The sequence below is a fragment of the Knoellia sp. 3-2P3 genome (assembly GCF_029223115.1).
Lineage (GTDB): Bacteria > Actinomycetota > Actinomycetes > Actinomycetales > Dermatophilaceae > Pedococcus_A.
This window is the reverse complement of the sequence record NZ_JARGZE010000003.1, coordinates 499315-518393: the sequence shown is the minus strand read 5'-3', so window position 1 is coordinate 518393 and position 19079 is coordinate 499315. Positions and strand designations below refer to the sequence as shown.

Below are 19079 nucleotides of genomic sequence, written 5' to 3'. Positions count from 1 at the left end.
CCGAGCCGCTGCGGGTCGAGCACGAGATGTTCCGCGACGCGGTGCTGGGCAAGGAGGGCGCCGACATCGTCACCATGGAGCAGGGCCTGACCACCGTCCGCGTCGCCGAGGCCTGCATCGAGTCCGCGGCCACCGGGCAGACCGTCTCGCTCCAGCCGGCCTAGGGGCGGGCGTGGGCCTGCTGAGCCACCTGCGGCCCAGGGTGCCGCCGACGCAGGCCGAGGCCGCCCAGGGCATGGCCCACCAGGCTGCGCTGTCGACCGCCGGCATCCTCGTCCAGGGGGCCGTCCGGTTCGTCTACAGCGTCCTGGTGGGCAACGTCCTGGGGCAGTACGCCCTGGGCTCGCTCAACGCCGGCATCGCCCTGGCGATGCTCGCGAGCCTGCTCGTGCCGAGCGCGACGGCCATGGCCGCCACCAAGTACGTCGCCCGCTACCGGGGCGCCCTGGACCTCGAGCGGGCCGACGGCGCCGCCCACCACCTCGCACGCATCACGCTGGTCTCCATGGCCGGGCTCGCGGTGGGCACCACCGTGCTGGCCGTCCCGCTGCTGCGCCTGGACCCCACGGAGGCCGTGCTCTCAGGGGCGCTGGCCGCGGCATACTCCGGCTACGTCTACGTCCGCGGCTTCCTCTTCGGCGCCGGACAGACCCTGCGCGCCACGGTGTGGGACGTCGTCAGCGCAGCGCTCGCGCTCGCCGGCCTGGTGCTGGTGCTCGCAGTGGAGGCCAGTGCGTGGCTGCTCCTGCCCCTGGTGCTCTGCTACGGGCTGTACACGGTCGTCAGCTGGCCCCGGGCGAGCGGCGCCCTGCCGACCGAGGTCCGTCGGGAGATCCGCGGCTTCCTGTGGCTCTCGCTCGTCAACGCCGTGGCCACCGGCGGCTTCCTGCAGCTGACGATGGTGGCCGCGCAGTACTGGGACCCCGGTGGTGCCGGCTCGTTCGCGGCGGCGCTCTCGCTCGCCACACCAGCCTCACTGGCCTCGCGATCGCTCACGCTCGTGCTCTTCCCGAGCCTGTCGGCGGCCGTCGGGCGCGGCGACGCCGCCGGCGCCGCCCGCCAGACCGACCTCGCCACACGGGGGCTCGTGCTTCTCAGCATGGCCACCTTCGGCCCGCTGATGATCCTCAGCCCCGCGCTCATCGACCTGTTCTACCGGTCCGAGGAGTTCGAGCCCGCCAAGGTGCTGCTGCCCGTGCTGCTCGGCGCCGTGATGCTCACCAACCTCGCCGCAGGCGCCATCAACAGCCTGCTGAGCCGCGAGCACCGCCACAGCCGGTTCGTGGTGGCGGCCAGCGTGGTGGGCGCCGTGGTCGGCATGGGCTGGTGGGTGGTGCGCGCGCCGTCCGGCGGCGTGCTCGAGATCGCCATCGGCTTCGCGATCGGGTCCGCGGTCGTCGGGCTGGCGCCCGTGGCCGCCGCGTGGGTGCTGGAGGGCCACCGGTGGACCCCGGCCGCGGTCCGGCTCGCCGCGGGTGCGGCGGCGGTGACCGCCATCTGCTGGTGGGAGCAGGAGCAGGGTGTCGGGGTGGTCGGCCAGGTGGTGCTCGCAACCGCCTTCACCGCGCTCTGGCTGGCGCTGTCGCTGCGCGACGTGCGGCTCCTGCTGGGTGCGGTCCGGCGATGACGAGATGAGGTCGGGAGGGGCTCCGCTGGTAGGATGGGGCCCCATGCTCGCGCTCGCCTTCCCCCACGCCTGCTCATGTCGCTGACGACCCCCAACGCCACAGACACCGGTCGGGAACCCAGCTCCAGCGAGGCGCTGGACCGCTCCCGGTTCCGCCCCGACATCGAGGGCCTGCGGGCCATCGCGGTCGTCAGCGTGCTGCTCTGGCACGCCGGCATCCCCTGGATCGCCGGCGGCTTCGTCGGCGTCGACGTGTTCTTCGTCATCTCCGGCTACCTCATGACCAACCTGCTGGCCCGCGAGCTCCAGCAGCGCGGCCACATCTCCTTCCGCGGCTTCTACGCCCGGCGCGCCAAGCGGCTGCTGCCCGCCGCGGCGTTCACGCTGGTGTCGGTCGCCGTGCTCAGCCTGCTCCTGCTGCCGAAGATCCGGTGGGGCGACGTGGGCAAGGACGTCCTGGCGAGCGGCCTCTACGTCATCAACTGGCGCCTGGCCGACGGCTCGGTCGACTACCTCGCCGCCGACGTGGCGCCGAGCCCGGTCCAGCACTTCTGGTCCCTGGCGGTCGAGGAGCAGTTCTACATCCTGTGGCCGCTGCTCCTCGGGCTCATCGGCCTCCTCGCCCGCCGGGCCACCTCCAAGCGCGGGCCCATGATCATCGGGCTCAGCCTCATCGCCATCCCGTCCTTCGCCTGGTCGGTCTACTACACCGCCGCCGCCCCGGAGAAGGCCTACTTCGTCACCACCACCCGGCTCTGGGAGCTCGCGGTCGGCGGGCTGGTCGCCCTGCTGGCGCCGACCTTCCTGCGGGTCCTGCGCGAAGGGGTGGCCGCGGCGATCGGCTGGTTGGGGCTGGTGGCGGTCGGCGCGACGCTGTTGTTCCTGCAGACCGACCAGCCGTTCCCCGGCAGCATCGCGGCGGTCCCGATCCTGGGCACGGCGGCGATCATCGCCGTGGGCCCCTCGGCCGGTCCCCGTGGGCCCGTCGCCCTCCTGCGCGTCCCCGTGATGCAGTTCCTGGGCAAGCTGTCGTACTCCCTCTACCTGTGGCACTGGCCGGTCCTGGTGTTCGCCGCGGCGCTCCTGCTGGACCGCCCCGGCCACCTCGACCCGTTCCGCGGCTTCCTCGCCGTGTGCCTGTCGGTCGTCCCCGCGTGGATCTCCTTCCAGCTCGTCGAGGAGCCGGTGCGCCGCCGCACAGGGCCGCGCCTGGAGATGCGCCGCTGGGCGCTGCGCCTCGGCGCCGTCTGCACCGTCCTGTCGGTGACCGCCGGGGCGGGCCTGTATGCCGCGTCCGCGCTCACGAGCCGCGAGGTGGAGATGAAGCCCGGACAGTCCTACGGGGCGGCGGTGCTTCCCGACGAGCCGCGGGAGTCGGCGCGGGGAGTGCCGGTGAACGACCCAGGCACGTTCACCCCGCCGATCACCAAGGTGCGCGACGACATCCCCGACGTGTACAAGGACGGCTGCCACGTCCTGGACAACCCGTCGCCGGTGGCCAAGGGCTGCACCTACGGCGACCCCAACGGCTCGTTCACCGTCGCCGTCGTCGGCGACTCGCACGCGGCCCAGTGGGTGCCCACGTTCCAGGCGCTCGGGAAGTCCCAGAAGTGGAAGGTGCTCGCCTTCAGCAAGTCCGGCTGCCCGCTGGCGGACGAGACCGTGACACTGGGCAAGGACCAGCGGCCGTACACCGCGTGCGACGGCTGGAACAAGGACGTGACCGCCAAGCTCATCAAGGCCAAGCCGGACGTCGTGGTGACGTCGGCGACGTACTACCCCGTCAACAACGGCGACGGAGTGCGGGGCAAGAAGGAGAGCAACGCGCTGATGGTGGCCGGCATGCGCCGCAGCTGGAGCAAGCTGACCTCCCAGGGGATCCGGGTCGTCGCGCTGGCCGACACGCCCCGGCCGGGCTTCGACATGGCTGACTGCGTCTCCGCGAACGAGACGTCGATGCTCAAGTGCGCGGTCGACCGCGACAAGGCGTTCGCACTCGCCGGCTCCACCGTCACCACGGCTGCCCGGGGCCAGAAGGGCGTCAAGCTGGTCGACCTCGGCAGGTTCATCTGCCCGGGCACCCGGTGCGCCCCCGTGATCGGCCAGGTGCTGGTCTACCGCGACGCGGACCACCTCACCGCGACGTACGCGGGGACGCTGGCGGACCGGATGCTCACCGCCATGGGCAGCTTCGCCAAACCGGCGAGCTGACCGCCGCTCCCGAGCCCGACGACCCCTTCGAACACCACTGGATAGGGTGACGCCCGTGCCTAGGACAACCGTGCGCATCGCCACGCGCCTCTTCACCCCGGAGGTGGCGGCTGCGGCCTTCCGCCAGCGGGTCCTCGCGGACTCCTTCACCACGCTCGGGTGCGACGTCGAGGTGCTGACGACGACCCCGCCGAGGGGTGTCGTCGACGACGGCGGGCTGCGGGTCTCCCGCTGGCCGGCGCTGCGCGACGAGAACGGCAACATCCGCGGCTACGTCCAGTACCTCAGCTACGACCTCCCGGCGCTGTTCCGGCTGCTCGTGCGCCGCCGGCCCGCCCTCCTCGTGGCCGAGCCGCCGCCGACCACCGGCCTCATGGTGAGGATCGCGTCGGCGCTGCAGCGGGCGCCGTACGCGTACTACGCCGCGGACGTGTGGTCCGACGGAGCCGCGAGCGTGGCGGCCCCGGGGTTCCTCGTCGGGCTGCTGCGACGCCTGGAGTCCTGGGTCATGCGCGGGGCCGTGCTCACGCTGGCGGTCTCGGAGGGGGTTGCCGAGCGGGTGGCCCTGCTCGGCGTTCCCGAGGACCGCATCGTGGTGGTCGGCAACGGCGTCGACACGACGGTGTTCCGGCCCGAGGGGGAGACCCGCGCGGAGACCGACCCCTACTTCGTCTACACCGGCACCATGTCGGAGTGGCAGGGCGCCGACGTCTTCGTGCGGGCCCTGGCCGACGTGCGCAGGACCCACCCGCAGGCCCGCATGGTGTTCCTCGGGCAGGGCAGCGAGCTGCCGGGCCTGAAGCGGCTCGCGGAGGAGGTCGCCCCGGGCGCCGTGGAGTTCCCCGGCGTGGTCCCGCCTGCCGAGGCCGCCAGCTGGCTCCGCGGGGCAGCGGCGGCCATGGTGTCGATCAAGCCGGGGCTGGGCTACGACTTCGCCAAGCCGACCAAGATCTACGCGGCGACGGCCTGTGGCACGCCGGTGGTGTTCGCGGGCGTGGGCGCGGGCCAGGCCCTGGTGGAGCAGGAACGACTGGGGTGGGCCCCCGGGTACTCCGACGAGGCCGTCGCCAAGGCGCTCTCGCACGCCCTCGAGGCCCACGAGACCCGGTCCGTGGACAGCGCCCACCTCGTCGAGTGGACGCAGTCGCACGCCTCCCTGTCGGCCGCGGCGCTGCAGGCCGCCCGGGCGACCCTGGAGAAGGCGGGCCTGACCCCGCGCTGAGGTCGGCCCGTCGGGCCGGACCCCTGGGAGTACGCGCGGCCGGGACCCCCCGGGGTCAGCTGGGCCGGGACCCCCTCGTGGTCAGCGGGGCTGGGCGCCGACGATCGCCTGCACCGCGCGCTCGGCCGCGTGGCCGTCGCCGTAGGGGGCGTCGTCGGTGGGCTGGGGCGCGGGGCGCGTCACGGCCGCGTGCAGGCTGTCGACGTCGCCCGCGAGCACGTTCCACCCCAGGTCGACGGTCTCGGTCCACTCCGTCTCGGTGCGCACCGTGGTGCAGGGCACCCGCAGCAGGAACGCCTCCTTCTGCAGGCCGCCGGAGTCGGTGATGACGCCGGCGCTCGACATCGCCGCCCGGACCAGGGCGGGGTAGGGCAGCGGGTCGGCCGCCACGACGGCACCCTGGGCCAGGTCGAGGCCGTGCTGTTCGGCGCGGGACCGCAGGCGCGGGTGCGCGAGGAGGAGCACGGGCGCGTCGACCTTGGCCAGGCTCTCGATGATGGCGCGCAGCCGCTCGGGGTCGTCGGTGTTCTCTGCGCGGTGCAGGGTGGCGACGTAGTAGGGGCTCGCGGGGTCGATGGCCTCGGGCAGCTCCGGCTCCCGCTCGGCGACGGCGTCGCGCACGGTGAGCAGCACGTCAGTCATGACGTCGCCGACGAGCACGCTGGAGCCCGAGAGGCCCTCGTTGGCGAGGTGGCGCATGGCCAGCTCGGTGGGCGCGAGGCAGAGGTCGGCCGCGTGGTCGGTGAGCACGCGGTTGTGCTCCTCGGGCATGCGGCGGTTGAACGAGCGCAGGCCCGCCTCGAGGTGGGCCAGCGGGATGTGCATCTTCACCGCTGACAGGGCTCCGGCGACCGTGGAGTTGGTGTCGCCGTAGACAAGGACCCAGTCCGGGCGGTGCTCCTCGAGCACCTCGTCCATGGCCCCGAGCATGGCGCCGGTCTGGCGGCCGTGGCTCGCGGAGCCGACCGCGAGGTGCACATCGGGGGCGGGGATGCCCAGGTCCTCGAAGAAGACGTCCGACATGTTGAGGTCGTAGTGCTGGCCGGTGTGAACGATGACGTGCTCATGGCCGGCCTCACCCAGGGCCCGCGCGATGGGTGCGAGCTTGACGAACTGGGGACGGGCACCGACAACGCTGAGGATCTTCACGCGGGAGACTGTAGCGGCGCGGGCACCTGGGCTCCCAACAGGCGTGGTGCCCCGGCGTCCGTAGAGTGGAGCCCACGGAGGGGCCCCGCAGCCGGGCCCGCCCGGACCCGCCAGCTCGTCCACACCACCAGGAGCGTTGATGAAGTTCGGACTGTTCGTCCCGCAGGGATGGCGCATGGACCTGGTCGGCATCGACCCGTCGCAGCACTGGGGCGTCATGGCCGGCCTCGCGCGGCGCGTGGACGCGAACGACGACTGGTCCTCCATCTGGGTCTACGACCACTTCCACACCACCCCGGTGCCGACCGGTGAGGCCACCCACGAGGCCTGGACGCTGATGGCGGCGCTGGGGGCGGTGACCGGGCGGGTCCGCCTGGGCCAGATGTGCACGTGCATGAGCTACCGCAACCCCGCCTACCTCGCGAAGGTGGCGGCCACCGCCGACATCGTGTCGGAGGGGCGCATCGACATGGGCATCGGCGCCGGCTGGTACGAGCACGAGTGGCGCGCCTACGGCTACGGCTTCCCGCGGGCGGGGGAGCGGATCAAGGCCCTCGAGGAGGGCGTGCAGATCATGCGCGACATGTGGACCAAGGGCTCGGCCACCTTCCATGGCGAGCACTACCAGGTCGACGGCGCCCTCTGCGCCCCGCAGCCGCTGCAGGGCACCGTGCTGCCGGGGTCGAAGGAGAACGGCATCCCGATGTGGGTGGCGGGCGGCGGCGAGCGGAAGACGCTGCGCATCGCCGCGCAGTACGCCGACTACACCAACTTCGACGGCACGCCCGAGGGCTTCCGGCACAAGAGCGAGGTCCTGCGGGACCACTGCCGGGACGTCGGCCGCGACTTCGACGAGATCGTCCGCAGCGCCAACTACAACGTCGTGATCGGCCGGGACGAGCGCGAGGTCGAGAACCGGCTGGCGTGGATCCGCGAGCAGTACCTGCGGGCCGGCCTCAGCGAAGAGAAGGCCGACGAGCAGGTCCGCTCGTTCCGCAACGGCCCCGCCGTCGGCACGCCGGAGCAGATCGTCGAGACGTTCAGGAAGCTCGAGGCCGCCGGCATGACCTACGCCATCACCTACTTCGCCGACGCCGCCTACGACATCACGAGCATCAAGCTGTTCGAGCAGGAGGTGCTGCCGGAGCTCGTGGACCGCGAGGAGCACGGCCACCACTTCCACCTGCGGCGCCGCAGCCGCTGACCCGTCGGGCCCTGACACGGCGGCGGGGTGTGCCCAGTGTCGCCACCGGGCACACCCCGCCGTTTCGCGTCGTCAGGAGGAGAAGGCGTAGGCCTTCCAGTTGCCGTCGACGGCGGAGTAGCCGGAGGCGAAGGCCCCGTCGCCCACGGACAGGTAGAACCGCATCGCCCCTGACGAGCCCCGCGCGTAGATGCCCGTGCCGCCGTTGAACTCCGGGGTGCCGAAGCCGTTGAAGCCGCTCCAGCCGGTGCCGACGACCTTCTTGGCCGCGAACTTCCCGCCGCCCAGACCCGCGTTGAGGTAGAGCCGGCCGGTGCTGGCCTCGCGGCTGATCAGGTCGGCGGTGTTGTCGTAGTTGAAGTCGCCGATGCCGATCACCGTCTTCCCGGAGAACCCGCTGCCGAGCAGGGTCCGCGTGAAGCCGGTCCCCGTGCCCTTGCCGGCGTAGAGGTACAGCGAGCCGCCCGAGGTGACCGCAGCGAGGTCGGCCCGGCCGTCGCCGTTGAGGTCGCCGGGGGAGAGGTAGGACAGGCCGCCCCACCCGGAGCCGATGAGCACGCGGTTGGCGAGCCGGCCGTTGCCGCGACCGGCGTAGAACCACAGCTGTCCGCTCTTGTCCTTGGCCACGACGTCGCCGCGGTTGTCGCCGTTGAGGTCGCCGGCGGTGATCATCGAGACGTAGATGTTCCACCCGCCGCCCACCTTGACGCGCGGCTCGACGAACTTCTCGGCGCTGCTCGGGAAGGCCCACAGCACACCGGATGCGTCGCGGGCGAGGATGTCGCCGTTCGCGTCACCGACGAGGTCGGAGGTGCCCTTGGTCTTGGGCTGGCGGACGTCGAACCCATGGAAGCCGGCCAGCGCCTGGTCCTTGACCGCCCCGATGGCGGTCGGGTCCATGCCGTCGGGGCCGTAGACACCGTGCATCACGGTGAAGGTGTCGTCGTCGGGGTTCTGCGGGTCGTGCCCGTCGATGTCGACGACGAAGACGGTCCCGTCCGGGGCGATCCGCAGCCGCTCGAACCAGTGCGTGGTGCTCTCGTCGACGGTGCCGACCTGGTCGTTGGCCTGGGGCACGACCGCCCTGACCCTGGCGGTGCTGCCGTCGTCCTCGATGAACCACACGCGGCCGTCGGGGGCCACCTCGGGGTAGCCCGCGTTCTGCGTGTCGGCGATGGGCGTCCTGGTGCCGCCGGCGGCCGCGATGGTGAACAGCCCTTCGCCCTCGGCGAAGCCGGCGGCCACCAAGGTGGCGGTGGAGCGCCAGTCGGCCTGGACCAGGCCCTGCGAGCCGGGGACGGCCCGCTCGCTCCCGGTGGTCACGTCGAGGAGGCGCAGCTCGGGGCTGGACACCTCGTTCTGGTCGTTGATGGCGTAGCGCGTGTAGACGAGCGTGCGGCCGTCAGGCGACCAGGCGGGCTCGAGACCGATGAAACCGGCCGGCATCCCGATGCCGCCCACGTACCCACCGGGCCGGGCCGGGTCGGTGATGCTGAGGTTCCACAGGCTGCCGGCGTCGAGCATGGCGGAGGCGATCCGGCGGCCGTCGGGGGAGTAGGCCGGGTCGACCCCGGCCAGCCCCACGGGCATGGCGTACGAGTACAGGTCCTGCTCCATCAGCCCGCCCACGCCGGACGCGTCACCAGCGCCGCCGTAGACGGCGTCGACCTCGCCGCTGCCGTCTGCGGTCGACATCGTGACCCAGTCGCCGAGGTCGCAGGTCAGCCCGCCGGCCACGACGCGGTAGGTGAAGTAGGCGTCGGGGTTGACGCCCTTGTCGAGGAAGCTCGTGGTCGAGCTCGAGCCCACCTGCTTCCAGGTGCCGTTCTGGCGCAGCCGCCACACGGCATACGACGAGGCGCCGGTGCTGTTCCAGTGCACCCACACGTGGTCGTTGGTCGGGGTCCAGTCGAGGCCCAGCGCCTGGCAGTCGGTCGCGGAGGCCGCCGCCGCGCTGCGCGGCGCCGGCTCCGTCGGCGCGGTGGACGGCTGGTCGGAGGTGGGCGCCTCGCCGAGCGCGGTGGACCGGGCCTTCGCCGAGGGGGTCGCACCGGTGGCGTCGCCCTCACCGGAGGGCGTGGACGAGGCCAGCACCGCGTTGGCGGCACGCGTCTTCAGCTCGCCCCCGTCGCGGGAGGCGGTGGTCGTGGCCCCGTGGGCCGTGGCGCCGCTGCCGAGGGCGAGGGAGGCCGCGACGGCAGCGGTCACGGCGGTGGCGCCGACTCGCAGGCGGGCAGGCGAACGGGTCATGAGGTCCCCTGGTGGTGTGGTCGGCGACGCCGAGGTGAGGTGCTGGCCGCACCTTATGGCACGGCTCACGGCGTTGGGGCCGCTTTGTGCCCTGTTGGGGCCCTTTGCGCGGCCTCGTGTCGTCGGGGGGCAGCGCCACGCGCAGTGCCAGGCACGTGTCCGGGGCCACACGCGACGCTGCCCGGCAGTGCTGTACCGGGAGGTAACCTGAGCCCTTGTGAGCACCGGAAACGCCGACTTCGACCTGTTCAAGACGTCCGAGGACCACGAGGCCCTGCGCGACGCGGTCCGCGCGGTGGCGCGCGACAAGATCGCGCCGTTCGCCGCAGCGGTCGACGAGGAGGGGCGCTACCCCCGGGAGGCCCACGACGCCCTCGTCGCCTCCGACTTCTTCGCGCCGCACATCCCCGAGGAGTACGACGGCGTCGGGGCAGATGCGCTCGCGACCTGCATCGTCATCGAGGAGGTCGCCCGTGCGGACGCCTCCGCCTCGCTGATCCCGGCGGTCAACAAGCTGGGCACGATGCCGCTGCTCCTGGCGGCCTCGCAGGAGGTCAAGGCGCGGTACCTGCCGCCGGTGGCCCGCGGTGAGTCGACCTTCTCCTACGGCCTCTCCGAGCGGGAGGCCGGCTCGGACACCGCCGCGATGAAGACCCGCGCGCGCCGCGACGGCGACGACTGGGTGCTGAACGGGCAGAAGTCCTGGATCACCAACGCGGGCGTCTCCGACTTCTACACCGTGCTGGCCGTCACGGACCCCGAGGGCCGGCGCGGCAACAACGTGAGCGCCTTCGTCGTCGAGAGGTCCGACGAGGGCTTCACCTTCGGCGAGAAGGAGCGCAAGCTCGGGATCAAGGGCTCCCCGACGCGCGAGCTGCACTTCGACAACGTGCGCCTGCCCGGCGACCGCATAGTCGGCGCGCCCGGCGAGGGCCTCAAGATCGCGCTGCGCACCCTCGACCACACCCGCGTCACCATCGGCGCGCAGGCGGTCGGCATCGCCCAGGGGGCGCTGGACTTCGCGCTCGACTACGTCAAGGAGCGCAAGCAGTTCGGCAAGGCCATCGCCGACTTCCAGGGCATCCAGTTCATGCTCGCCGACATGGCCATGGAGCTCGAGGCGGCGCGCCAGATGGTCTACGTCGCCGCGGCCAAGTCCGAGCGCGGTGACGCCGACCTGCCGTTCTTCGGTGCGGCCGCGAAGTGCCTCGCGTCCGACGTCGCCATGAAGGTGACCACCGACGCGGTGCAGCTGCTCGGCGGCTACGGCTACACCAAGGACTTCCCGGTCGAGCGCATGATGCGCGACGCGAAGATCACCCAGATCTACGAGGGCACCAACCAGGTGCAGCGCGTGGTGATGGCCCGTCAGCTCCTGAAGTAGGGGTTCCCCGGCCTCGTGTCCACAGGGCGGCTGTCCAAAGGGACCTGTGGAACGACAAGGTACCTACGAGAACGCCGCAGCGTGTCGCTGCGTGAGAGGTAGTAGAGCCCGCCGGGAGCTTGGTTCGATCGTGCGTTTGAGCGCACGGAAGAAGATGTCGACCGTCACGTCAGTGGATGGGTTGGACGGCTGGGAATGTCCACGTGTGGTCGAGGATCTCGGGGCGCGGCCGGTAGAGCCGCACGGTGTAGTTCCAGCCGTCCATCAGGCGGAGGCAGTTGGGGCGCCCGTCGGAGCAGCCGCCGAGGTGCACCACCACTGAGCCGTCGGGCTCCTTGACCGCGGTGACCTGGTTGATGGTGCAGCCGCCCTTGTCGCTGTCTTCGAAGAAGCCGTCGGCGTTGTACAGCGAGATCGACCAGAACGCGTCGACGGGCACGTCGCGCACGGTGATGCGGTATTCCCCGACGGGGAGGCCGGGGTCGACCGTGGCGTAGAACGCCTCGCTCTCAGGCAGGCCACCCCAGCCCATCGCGGTGCCGATGAGATGGCGCACGGGGTCGACGGAATCCTTCGTGCCGAACATGCCAGTGGCCCCCGCGACGGTGCGGCCCAAGGTGAGCAGGGCGGCGCGCACCTCGTCGAGGGACTCCTTGTCGTACTCCGGGGCGGTCATCGGTTCGGCCGAGCCGGCCGTGACCGCGAACCCGTCCTGAACCGCGTTGGCGGCGGCCACGTCGGTCGGGTCGGCGGGGTCGGCCAGAACGCGACCGACGAGCGTGACGTAGCGGGTGCCGTGCTCGGCCATCTCGAGCCGGTGCCTCCCGGGTTCGTGGATCACCCGGTTGGTGAAGTGGTCCGCGTTGACCACTGCCAAAGAGAGGTAGCGCGCGCCAGCGTCGGGAACGGTGACCACGGCGCCGTCCGCCAGGTCCACCACCGCGAAGCTGTAGAGGGTGTCGCGGTTCATCCGCACGACGGTCTGCTGGTCCAGCGGGGTCGGCACCCGTACGTGGTGGAAGCGATTGACACCACCGCCGGCCGACATCAGGTTCGTCATCATCCGCCCGGTCTCCGCGCGGACGAAGTTGTCCACGGTGACCTTCACCGGGGCCCCCAATGCCGCCCTCACTCCCAGGGGTCGAGGTTGCCCACGCCGTCGATCAGGCCCTGGTACATGTTGGCCAGATCGTCGGGCACGATGTTCGCCAGCCCGGTCGTGGTGATGACCAGGTCCTGCGGGAGGGTCACGGTCCGGAACCGCCAGCCCTCAGGTAGGGCCAGCCGCTCACCCAGCGAGGGCAAGTTCGCCTCGGTGAGGTCGTGCGCGATGTGGTCGGTGAACGTCTGCATGACCCAGGTGACCTCGTCCGGGGACCGCAGCACGTGAACCGGCTTGCCGGCGCCGAACTCGTACACGCTGTTGCGGTGGATCTGGGTGCGCCGGTACGCCAACGCAGACTGGTCCTGACCCGGGTCGAACCCGGCGGGCATGTGCATCTTGGCCACCAGGTTGAACGGCACACCACCGAACGTGGCGGGCTTACCGACCAGGTCGATCGTGAGCGCGTCCATCATCCAGAAGCGGCGGGGGTTCTTCCACACCAGGTCGCACCCCTGCTCGGCAGCCAGCGCCTCGACGTCAAGCGCCGTGAACTCCTCGTCCGGGCACGGCCCGCATCCGGTCGTGTTGTACACCAGCGCATCGAACCCGTCCTCGCCTCGCGTCAGGAGGAACAGCTCGCCCTGCGGATACGCCCGCATGCCCTCAACCCGAATCGTCGTCTCGACCATGAATCGAATGTACGGCGGCGGCACCCACCCCGCCCTCACCCTGAAGGGATGACCGCCGACCGTCGCGATGGCCGGACCAACCGACCACCCGAACGTCTTCTCGGTGTCGCTGCGCCGGTTCGACGTCAAGCCCGGCGGCCGGACGAGGGGGGCGACGCTCCACCGCGCCTTCGACTAGGGCCCCCAGACGGCTGCTCCGGCCCCGGGGACCAGCACCACCAGCGGATGCCTGCCGCACATGGGAACCCCGCGTGAGAGTGCGCACTCCCTAGCCGGGCGTTGCCGCCCGGCTCCGTCGCGGCAACCCGCGCACCGGCAGGTCGGGCAAGGGCGGGTCCCTGCGAGACTCACCTTGGGCAGCCGCGGCGATACGGCGTTGGCGCCGCCCGTACCGAGCGGCCAGCGGCCCGGCGGTCACGCCGTGCGCCAGCACACTGAGCAGGACCGTCACGGCGATGACCGAGACCGCCTCGTGCGCGGCAGCGCCGAGCTCCTCCAGGGCGAGCAGAGCGAAGACCAGGGACGCCAGCCCTCGCGGCCCGAACCAGCCGATGAGCAGGACCGTCTCGCGGTCCAAGGATGCCCCGAGGCAGCACAGCGCGACGGGCACCATCCGTACCAGCGTGAGACTGAGCACGGCATACAACACCGTGGTCGGGTCCGGGTTGTCGACCACGATCGGCACGGCGATGGCACCGAAGGCCAGCCACACCAGCAGCGAGACCAGCCCGCTGGCCTGCTCCAGGAACAGCAGCTCCGCGGGACCACGACGTCCGGCTGTGGCGCCGAATGTGAGACCACCGACGAACGCGGCGATGAACCCGTTGCCGTCGAGGCTGGTGGACGCCAGGTAGGACAGCAGAGCCAAGGCGAGCACGCCGAGGCCGGCGAACTCCTCCGACGCCCAGCGGGCCCTTCGGGCGGCGCGCAGCAGCCACCCCCCGCCCGACCCGACAACGGCCCCCACCGCCGCGCCGACGAGCAGCTCGAGCAGGGCCGTGCCCAGGCCCGCGGCCCCAGGCAGAGCCTCCGCCGACGCGGTCCCGGCGATGGCCACCATGACCACCGGGGTCGCGATGCCATCGTTGAGGCCGCTCTCGACGGTGATCACCCGGCGCACCCGCGAGGGCACCGCCGGGTTGGTCACGACGGGCACGCCCAGGGCGGCATCCGTCGGCGCGAGGGCCGCCGCAACCAGCAGCGCCAGCCAAACCCCAAGGGCGGGGAAGAGCCAGGCGGCCAAGCCCCAGCCGGCCAGGATGGTCAGCGGCAGGCCCACCGCCAACAGTCTTACGAACATGCCCACGTCCTGCCGCAGGGCCTGCAGTGGCAGGCGAGCAGCGTCGGAGAACAGCACCCACACGAGGGTGACCTCGACCAGCGGTTTGACCGTCTCGGGGGCGGAGGGCGCGTCGACCGTGCCAGAGCTCGCGAGTACCGCCCCGACCGACATGAAGACGACAGGAGCGGTCAGGTCGGCCCGCTCGAGCCGAGCCGAGACGACCGACCAGGCGAAGACCGCGGCGGCGACGATCAGGACGATGGTCTCGCTCATCCTTCGCCTCCCCGCTCGGCTACCCCAGCGGCCGGGGCTGCGCCCGCCGTCACCGTCCGCCGTCACACTGCACGGCGGGTGGGCAGGCTCCACGGTCGCGCGCCACTGACGACGGTAGCGGGACGCACCCCTGCTGCGATAGCGCCCACCCTTGGCCCTCTGACACAGCACCGGCCGTCAGAGGGCACGCCACACCGCAGACATGGACCGCGTGACGCGCCGGGTGGCAGTGCGGCAGATGCTCGGCATGACCGCGCCGGAACAGCTGGACCGGGCGGCGGCGCTACGCCAGGCACCGCCCATCTGCCGTCGGGAGCCGTTGTGCGACAACGGTTTCCGCTGGTCTCGGGTCCAGCAGGGCTGTCGGTGGCCGCCTCTACGGTTGTCGTCATGGAGGGGAAGCAGCAGGAGCTGAGCCCGGCGGAGCACCGCGAGCGGTTAGCGGCCGCTCGCTCCTCGCTGGCTGCCCTGGGCTCCGCGCTGTGGCAGGTGCCCTCCGGTGGCGGCCCGGATCGTCTGTCGGGGTTGCTGTCCGAGGTCGACGCCCTGGGCATGGCATGTGAAACCGGCCGGATCGCGGAGCGGACCATGCGGTCGTGCACAACCGCCGCTACGCCGGACGGGTCGTCAAGGACGCCCAAGGGCGAACGGGTCGAGTGGGACCTCACCCGATGCTGCTACGACGAGCTCCTCGCCCGACGGGTCGCGAGCAGCACCGAGGCCGAACCAGCGTGACCCCGCCCCACACCCCGGCGCAGACGGCGGCGCCACAGGCATGCCGCTGGCCCTGAGGGGTGCAGGTGCTGGCCTGCACCGGGAACTCAGCCCTCGGAAGGCTTGCCGTCCGTGCCGGGCGGCGGCTCCTCGAGCGGCTCGTCGTTGCGCAGCAGCGAGAACAGCGCCTTGGCGCGCTCGGTGTCCCACTTGACGGCGCTGCCCGCACTGGTCTGGTAGTTCTCGCTCTGGATCGGGACCACGAGGCTGAGGCCCTCGTCGCGGGAGACGGCACGCATCGCCAGCATGACCCGGCCGGCGTCGGTCACCGAGGTGTCCTCGCCGACGATGAGGCCCTCGGCGGAGGCGTGGGTGAAGCCCCAGTAGCGGGTGGGGATGAGGACGGTCGACGGGGTGGCCGCCTTCTTCATGATCGCGGCGAGGAACTGGCGCTGCCGGTCGGCGCGGCCGATGTCGCCGCGCGGGTCGGAGTAGCGGGCGCGCACGTAGCCGAGGGCGTTCTTGCCGTTCAGCGTCTGGCAGCCCTTCTTGAGGTTGATGCCGGCCTTCTTGTCGTTCATGTTGAACTTCACGCAGATGTCGACCCCGCCCAGGCTGTCGACCACCGAGGCGAACCCGGCGAAGCCGATCTCGACGTAGCCGTCGATGCGCAGGTCGGTGACCTGCTCGACGGTGTTGACCAGGAGCTTCGGGCCGCCAAAGGCGAAGGCGGCGTTGATCTTGTTGCTGCCCTTGCCCGGGATCGGCACGAAGGAGTCGCGCGGAAGGGAGATGAGGGCAGGCTTGCCGCCGCCCTCGGGCACGTGGACGAGGATGATCGAGTCGGTGCGGCGGCCCTCGGCACTGCCGGTGGCGTACTCCTTCTTCTGCTCGTCGGTCAGGCCCTCGCGGCTGTCGGACCCGACGAGCAGGTAGTTGTAGCCCTTGCCGTCGGCGGGCCGCTCGCCCGCCGGTGCGGTGTCGACCTTGGTGACGTTGCTCCACGCGTGCAGCGGGGTGCCGACCATGAAGGCGAGCCAGCCGACGACGACGAGCGCGACGAGCCAGCCCCACCGCAGCCGACGGCGCGGGCGCGAGACCTTCGCCGGCCGGGCGGTTGGTCCGCCGGCGCCGCGGCGGACGTCGACGGTGTAGACGTCGTCGTCCTCTGAGCTCATCGCTGCGCCACGCCTGCCCTGGGGGAGGGGGCGGGCGTCGTCCGGCCGGGTGTCGCGGGGGGTCATGCGGACATGATCCTCGTCAGGCACGTCCCGTGCCAAAAAGGACGCATCCGACAAGGCCCGGAACGGCCCGCGCGCCTCAGGAGCCTCAGCAGTCCCGTCACCGATACTGGGCGACCATGAGCCGACCCCCTGCAGCGCTGGAGAGGGACGCCGAGGTGAGCGTCTACGTGTCGGGTCGGCCGGACCGCAGGCTCGCCGACCCGGAGTCCATGGGCCCGCGGACGCGCAGGCGGCGCGCCTTCGCCCTCGTCCTGCTCACCCTCGCCTTCCCCGGGAGCGCGCAGCTGGCCGCCGGCAGCCGCACCGTGGGCAGGGTGGCGGTGCGGTGCTGGCTGGGGCTGTGGGCGCTGGCCCTGTTCTTCGGCCTGCTCTTCCTCGTCAACCGCGGCTGGTTCCTCGGGCTGTTCGGCCGCGCGTGGTTCCTCACCGTGCTCCAGTGGGCCCTGCTCGGCTTCGCGCTGTTCTGGGGCGCGCTGTTCCTCGACGCGTGGCGGCTCGGCCAGCCGGGGCGGCTGGTCCTGCGTGCCAGGCGGTGGCTCACCGGGCTCACGGCCGGGCTCCTGGTCGTGACCTCCGGGGGGCTGGTCTACGCGGCCAGCAACGTGGCCGCCGGCAAGGACGCCCTGAACGCCCTGTTCAGCGGGAACCGCGCGGTGGAGCCCACCGACGGCCGCTACAACATCCTGCTCCTCGGCGGCGACACCGGGAAGTCGCGGGTCGGGACGCGGCCCGACAGCATCCAGCTGGCCAGCATCGACGCCGAGACCGGCCGGGCCGTCGTGTTCGGCTTCTCGCGTGACATGGAGAACATCGACTTCCGGCCGGGCTCGGTCATGCAGCGGCTCATGCCCGAGGGCTGGAACTGCGGCGACGAGTGCCTGCTGAACGGCCTCTACACCTGGGCCGAGGACCACCGCGACCAGTTCCCGGCGGGAACCCAGAGTGCCGGCGTGCTGGCCACCCGGGAGGCCGTCGAGGCCGTGAGCGGCCTCGACGTGCACTACTACGCCATGGTCGACCTGCGCGGCTTCCGCAAGATGGTCGACGCCGTGGGCGGCCTCGACATCACGGTGCAGCGGCGGACCCCGATCGGCGGCGGCACCTCACCGGTCGTCGGGTGGATCGAACCCGGCCGCCAGCACCTCGACGGCTACCACGCCCTCTGGTACGCCCGGTCACGGCACGGCTCGACGAACTACGAGCGGATGGCCCGCCAGCGCTGCGTCATGACGGCGCTCGTCGACCAGGTCGACCCCCAGACCGTGCTCACCCGCTTCCCGAAGATCGCCGGGGCCAGCTCCGGGCTGGTCCGCACCGACCTGCCACAGTCGGAGCTGGGATACTTTGCCGACCTGGCCCTGAAGACCCGGACGCAGAAGATCAAGAGTGTGAATTTCGTGCCGCCCCTCATCAAGCCCTGGGACTACGACGCCGACTTCGTGCGCCGCACCGTGCGCTCGACCATCGCCGCGTCCGAGAAGTCCCCCGAGAAGCCCCGGACCAAGGCGACCGCCCGCCCGGCCTCGGCCGCCCCGCGGACGCCGAAGCCCGCCGCGCCGGCAGCGACCTCCGTGCCGGCCAAGCCGGCGGCTGACCCCGCGACCGCGGGCGGCCAGGCCTCCGAGGCCGACCTGTCGGCGGTGTGCTCGAGCTGATGGCCGACCCGACACCCCCCACGGGCGGGGCCGAGCCCACCCCTGCCCCCTGGCCCAAGGTCGGCGTGGTGATGCCCATCCTCAACGAGGAGCGCCACCTCGAGGAGGCCGTCGCGGCCGTCCTCGGCCAGAGCTACCCAGGGCAGGTCGAGCTGGTGCTCGCCCTCGGCCCGAGTCGCGACCGCACCGACGAGATCGCGCAGGCGCTCGCCGAGCGGGACCCCCGGGTGCGCACCGTCCCCAGTCCCACGGGTCGCACTCCGGACTCCCTCAACGCGGCGCTGGCCGGCCTGTCCGACGACGTCGCCGTGGTCGTGCGGGTCGATGGGCACGGGGTCCTCGACCACGACTACGTCCGCACGGCGTGGGAGCTGCTGCAGGAGACGGGCGCCGCCAACGTCGGGGGCCTCATGGACGCCGAGGGCGCCACGACGTTCGAGCGGGCGGTGGCAGCGGCGATGACCTCCCGTCTCGGCGTGGGCGCGGCACGGTTCCACACCGGGGGAGCGGCCGGGCCCGCCGACACCGTCTACCTCGGGGTGTTCCGCAGGGAGTGGCTCCGGCGCATGGGCGGCTACGACCCGCGCTTCGTCCGGGCGCAGGACTGGGAGCTCAACCACCGCATCCGCGAGGCGGGCGGCACCGTGTGGTTCTCGCCCCGCCTGCGGGTCTCGTACCGGCCACGGCCCACCCTCCCCGCCCTGGCGCGGCAGTACCGCGACTACGGCCGGTGGCGGCGCGTCGTCGCGCGCACCCACAAGGGCACCATCAACCTGCGCTACCTCGCGCCACCGGTGGCGCTGCTCGGCGTGGCGGGCGGCCTCGTGGGCGGCTTCGTCTGGTGGCCCCTGTGGGCCGCGCCCGCGGCATACCTCGCGGTGACCACGGTCGGTGGGCTGGCCATCAAGGGCGACCTGACGCTGCGGGAGCGGCTGCTGCTGCCCGTGATCCTGCCGACGATGCACCTGTCGTGGGGGTGGGGGTTCCTCACCAGCAGGGTCCGCCTGTGACCACCTGCCGGGCTGCTCGATTACGGGTGGGAGGCCGCTCGTGGGAAGGTGGTCTCCGCG

Annotated in this window: 15 protein-coding genes; 9 read left to right on the top strand and 6 right to left on the bottom strand. The window is 72.0% G+C overall.

The window, feature by feature from the left end; all coding sequences use genetic code 11:
- The 4 genes from P0Y31_RS12485 to P0Y31_RS12470 all read left to right on the top strand — a co-directional run.
- Positions 1-164 (top strand): Gfo/Idh/MocA family oxidoreductase (locus tag P0Y31_RS12485; RefSeq protein WP_275869864.1); only part of this gene is annotated, 164 nt, incomplete at its 5' end.
- An 8-nt stretch (positions 165-172) separates the two neighbouring features.
- Positions 173-1627: a hypothetical protein gene (locus P0Y31_RS12480; protein WP_275869814.1), complete on the top strand. Its 1455-nt coding sequence runs from the start codon at positions 173-175 to the stop codon at positions 1625-1627.
- A gap of 75 nt (positions 1628-1702) precedes the next feature.
- Positions 1703-3838 (top strand): acyltransferase family protein, encoded by a 2136-nt coding sequence (locus P0Y31_RS12475; RefSeq protein ID WP_275869812.1) that lies wholly within the window; start codon positions 1703-1705, stop codon positions 3836-3838.
- A gap of 55 nt (positions 3839-3893) precedes the next feature.
- Positions 3894-5060, top strand: a complete 1167-nt coding sequence (locus P0Y31_RS12470) for a glycosyltransferase family 4 protein (protein ID WP_275869810.1) — start codon at positions 3894-3896, stop codon at positions 5058-5060.
- Positions 5061-5141: 81 nt separating this feature from the next.
- On the opposite strand, the gene wecB is transcribed toward P0Y31_RS12470, so the two are convergent.
- Complete coding sequence (wecB, locus tag P0Y31_RS12465; protein WP_275869808.1) at positions 5142-6209, bottom strand: UDP-N-acetylglucosamine 2-epimerase (non-hydrolyzing); 1068 nt, start codon at positions 6207-6209, stop codon at positions 5142-5144.
- A 139-nt stretch (positions 6210-6348) separates the two neighbouring features.
- Here wecB and P0Y31_RS12460 point away from each other — a divergent pair, with 139 nt between their 5' ends.
- Entirely contained in the window at positions 6349-7413 is a 1065-nt protein-coding gene (locus tag P0Y31_RS12460; protein WP_275869806.1) for a TIGR03560 family F420-dependent LLM class oxidoreductase, read from the top strand.
- Positions 7414-7485: 72 nt separating this feature from the next.
- Here P0Y31_RS12460 and P0Y31_RS12455 read toward each other — a convergent pair whose 3' ends face one another.
- Positions 7486-9663 (bottom strand): FG-GAP-like repeat-containing protein, encoded by a 2178-nt coding sequence (locus P0Y31_RS12455; protein WP_275869804.1) that lies wholly within the window; start codon positions 9661-9663, stop codon positions 7486-7488.
- 217 nt (positions 9664-9880) lie between these two features.
- On the opposite strand from P0Y31_RS12455, the gene P0Y31_RS12450 reads away from it, so the two are divergent.
- Positions 9881-11047, top strand: coding sequence for an acyl-CoA dehydrogenase family protein (locus tag P0Y31_RS12450; RefSeq protein ID WP_275869802.1), 1167 nt, complete (start codon positions 9881-9883; stop codon positions 11045-11047).
- 169 nt (positions 11048-11216) lie between these two features.
- Here P0Y31_RS12450 and P0Y31_RS12445 read toward each other — a convergent pair whose 3' ends face one another.
- From P0Y31_RS12445 to P0Y31_RS12435, 3 genes are all read right to left on the bottom strand, one after another.
- A complete protein-coding gene (locus P0Y31_RS12445; protein WP_275869800.1) occupies positions 11217-12155 on the bottom strand; it encodes a DUF1254 domain-containing protein in 939 nt (312 codons plus the stop codon).
- Positions 12156-12175: 20 nt separating this feature from the next.
- Positions 12176-12841: a hypothetical protein gene (locus tag P0Y31_RS12440; protein WP_275869798.1), complete on the bottom strand. Its 666-nt coding sequence runs from the start codon at positions 12839-12841 to the stop codon at positions 12176-12178.
- Between the two features lie 268 nt (positions 12842-13109).
- A complete protein-coding gene (locus tag P0Y31_RS12435; protein ID WP_275869796.1) occupies positions 13110-14396 on the bottom strand; it encodes a cation:proton antiporter in 1287 nt (428 codons plus the stop codon).
- 390 nt (positions 14397-14786) lie between these two features.
- Here P0Y31_RS12435 and P0Y31_RS12430 point away from each other — a divergent pair, with 390 nt between their 5' ends.
- Entirely contained in the window at positions 14787-15131 is a 345-nt protein-coding gene (locus P0Y31_RS12430) for a hypothetical protein (protein WP_275869794.1), read from the top strand.
- An 86-nt stretch (positions 15132-15217) separates the two neighbouring features.
- Here the strand turns inward: P0Y31_RS12430 and P0Y31_RS12425 are convergent, their stop codons facing one another.
- Positions 15218-16354, bottom strand: coding sequence for an LCP family protein (locus tag P0Y31_RS12425; protein ID WP_275869792.1), 1137 nt, complete (start codon positions 16352-16354; stop codon positions 15218-15220).
- Positions 16355-16470: 116 nt separating this feature from the next.
- Between P0Y31_RS12425 and P0Y31_RS12420 the strand changes: the two genes are divergently transcribed.
- Positions 16471-18009, top strand: a complete 1539-nt coding sequence (locus tag P0Y31_RS12420) for an LCP family protein (RefSeq protein WP_275869790.1) — start codon at positions 16471-16473, stop codon at positions 18007-18009.
- Entirely contained in the window at positions 18009-19019 is a 1011-nt protein-coding gene (locus tag P0Y31_RS12415; RefSeq protein ID WP_275869788.1) for a glycosyltransferase family 2 protein, read from the top strand. The genes P0Y31_RS12420 and P0Y31_RS12415 overlap by 1 nt, the downstream gene beginning before the upstream one ends.
- Positions 19020-19079 lie beyond the last annotated feature (60 nt).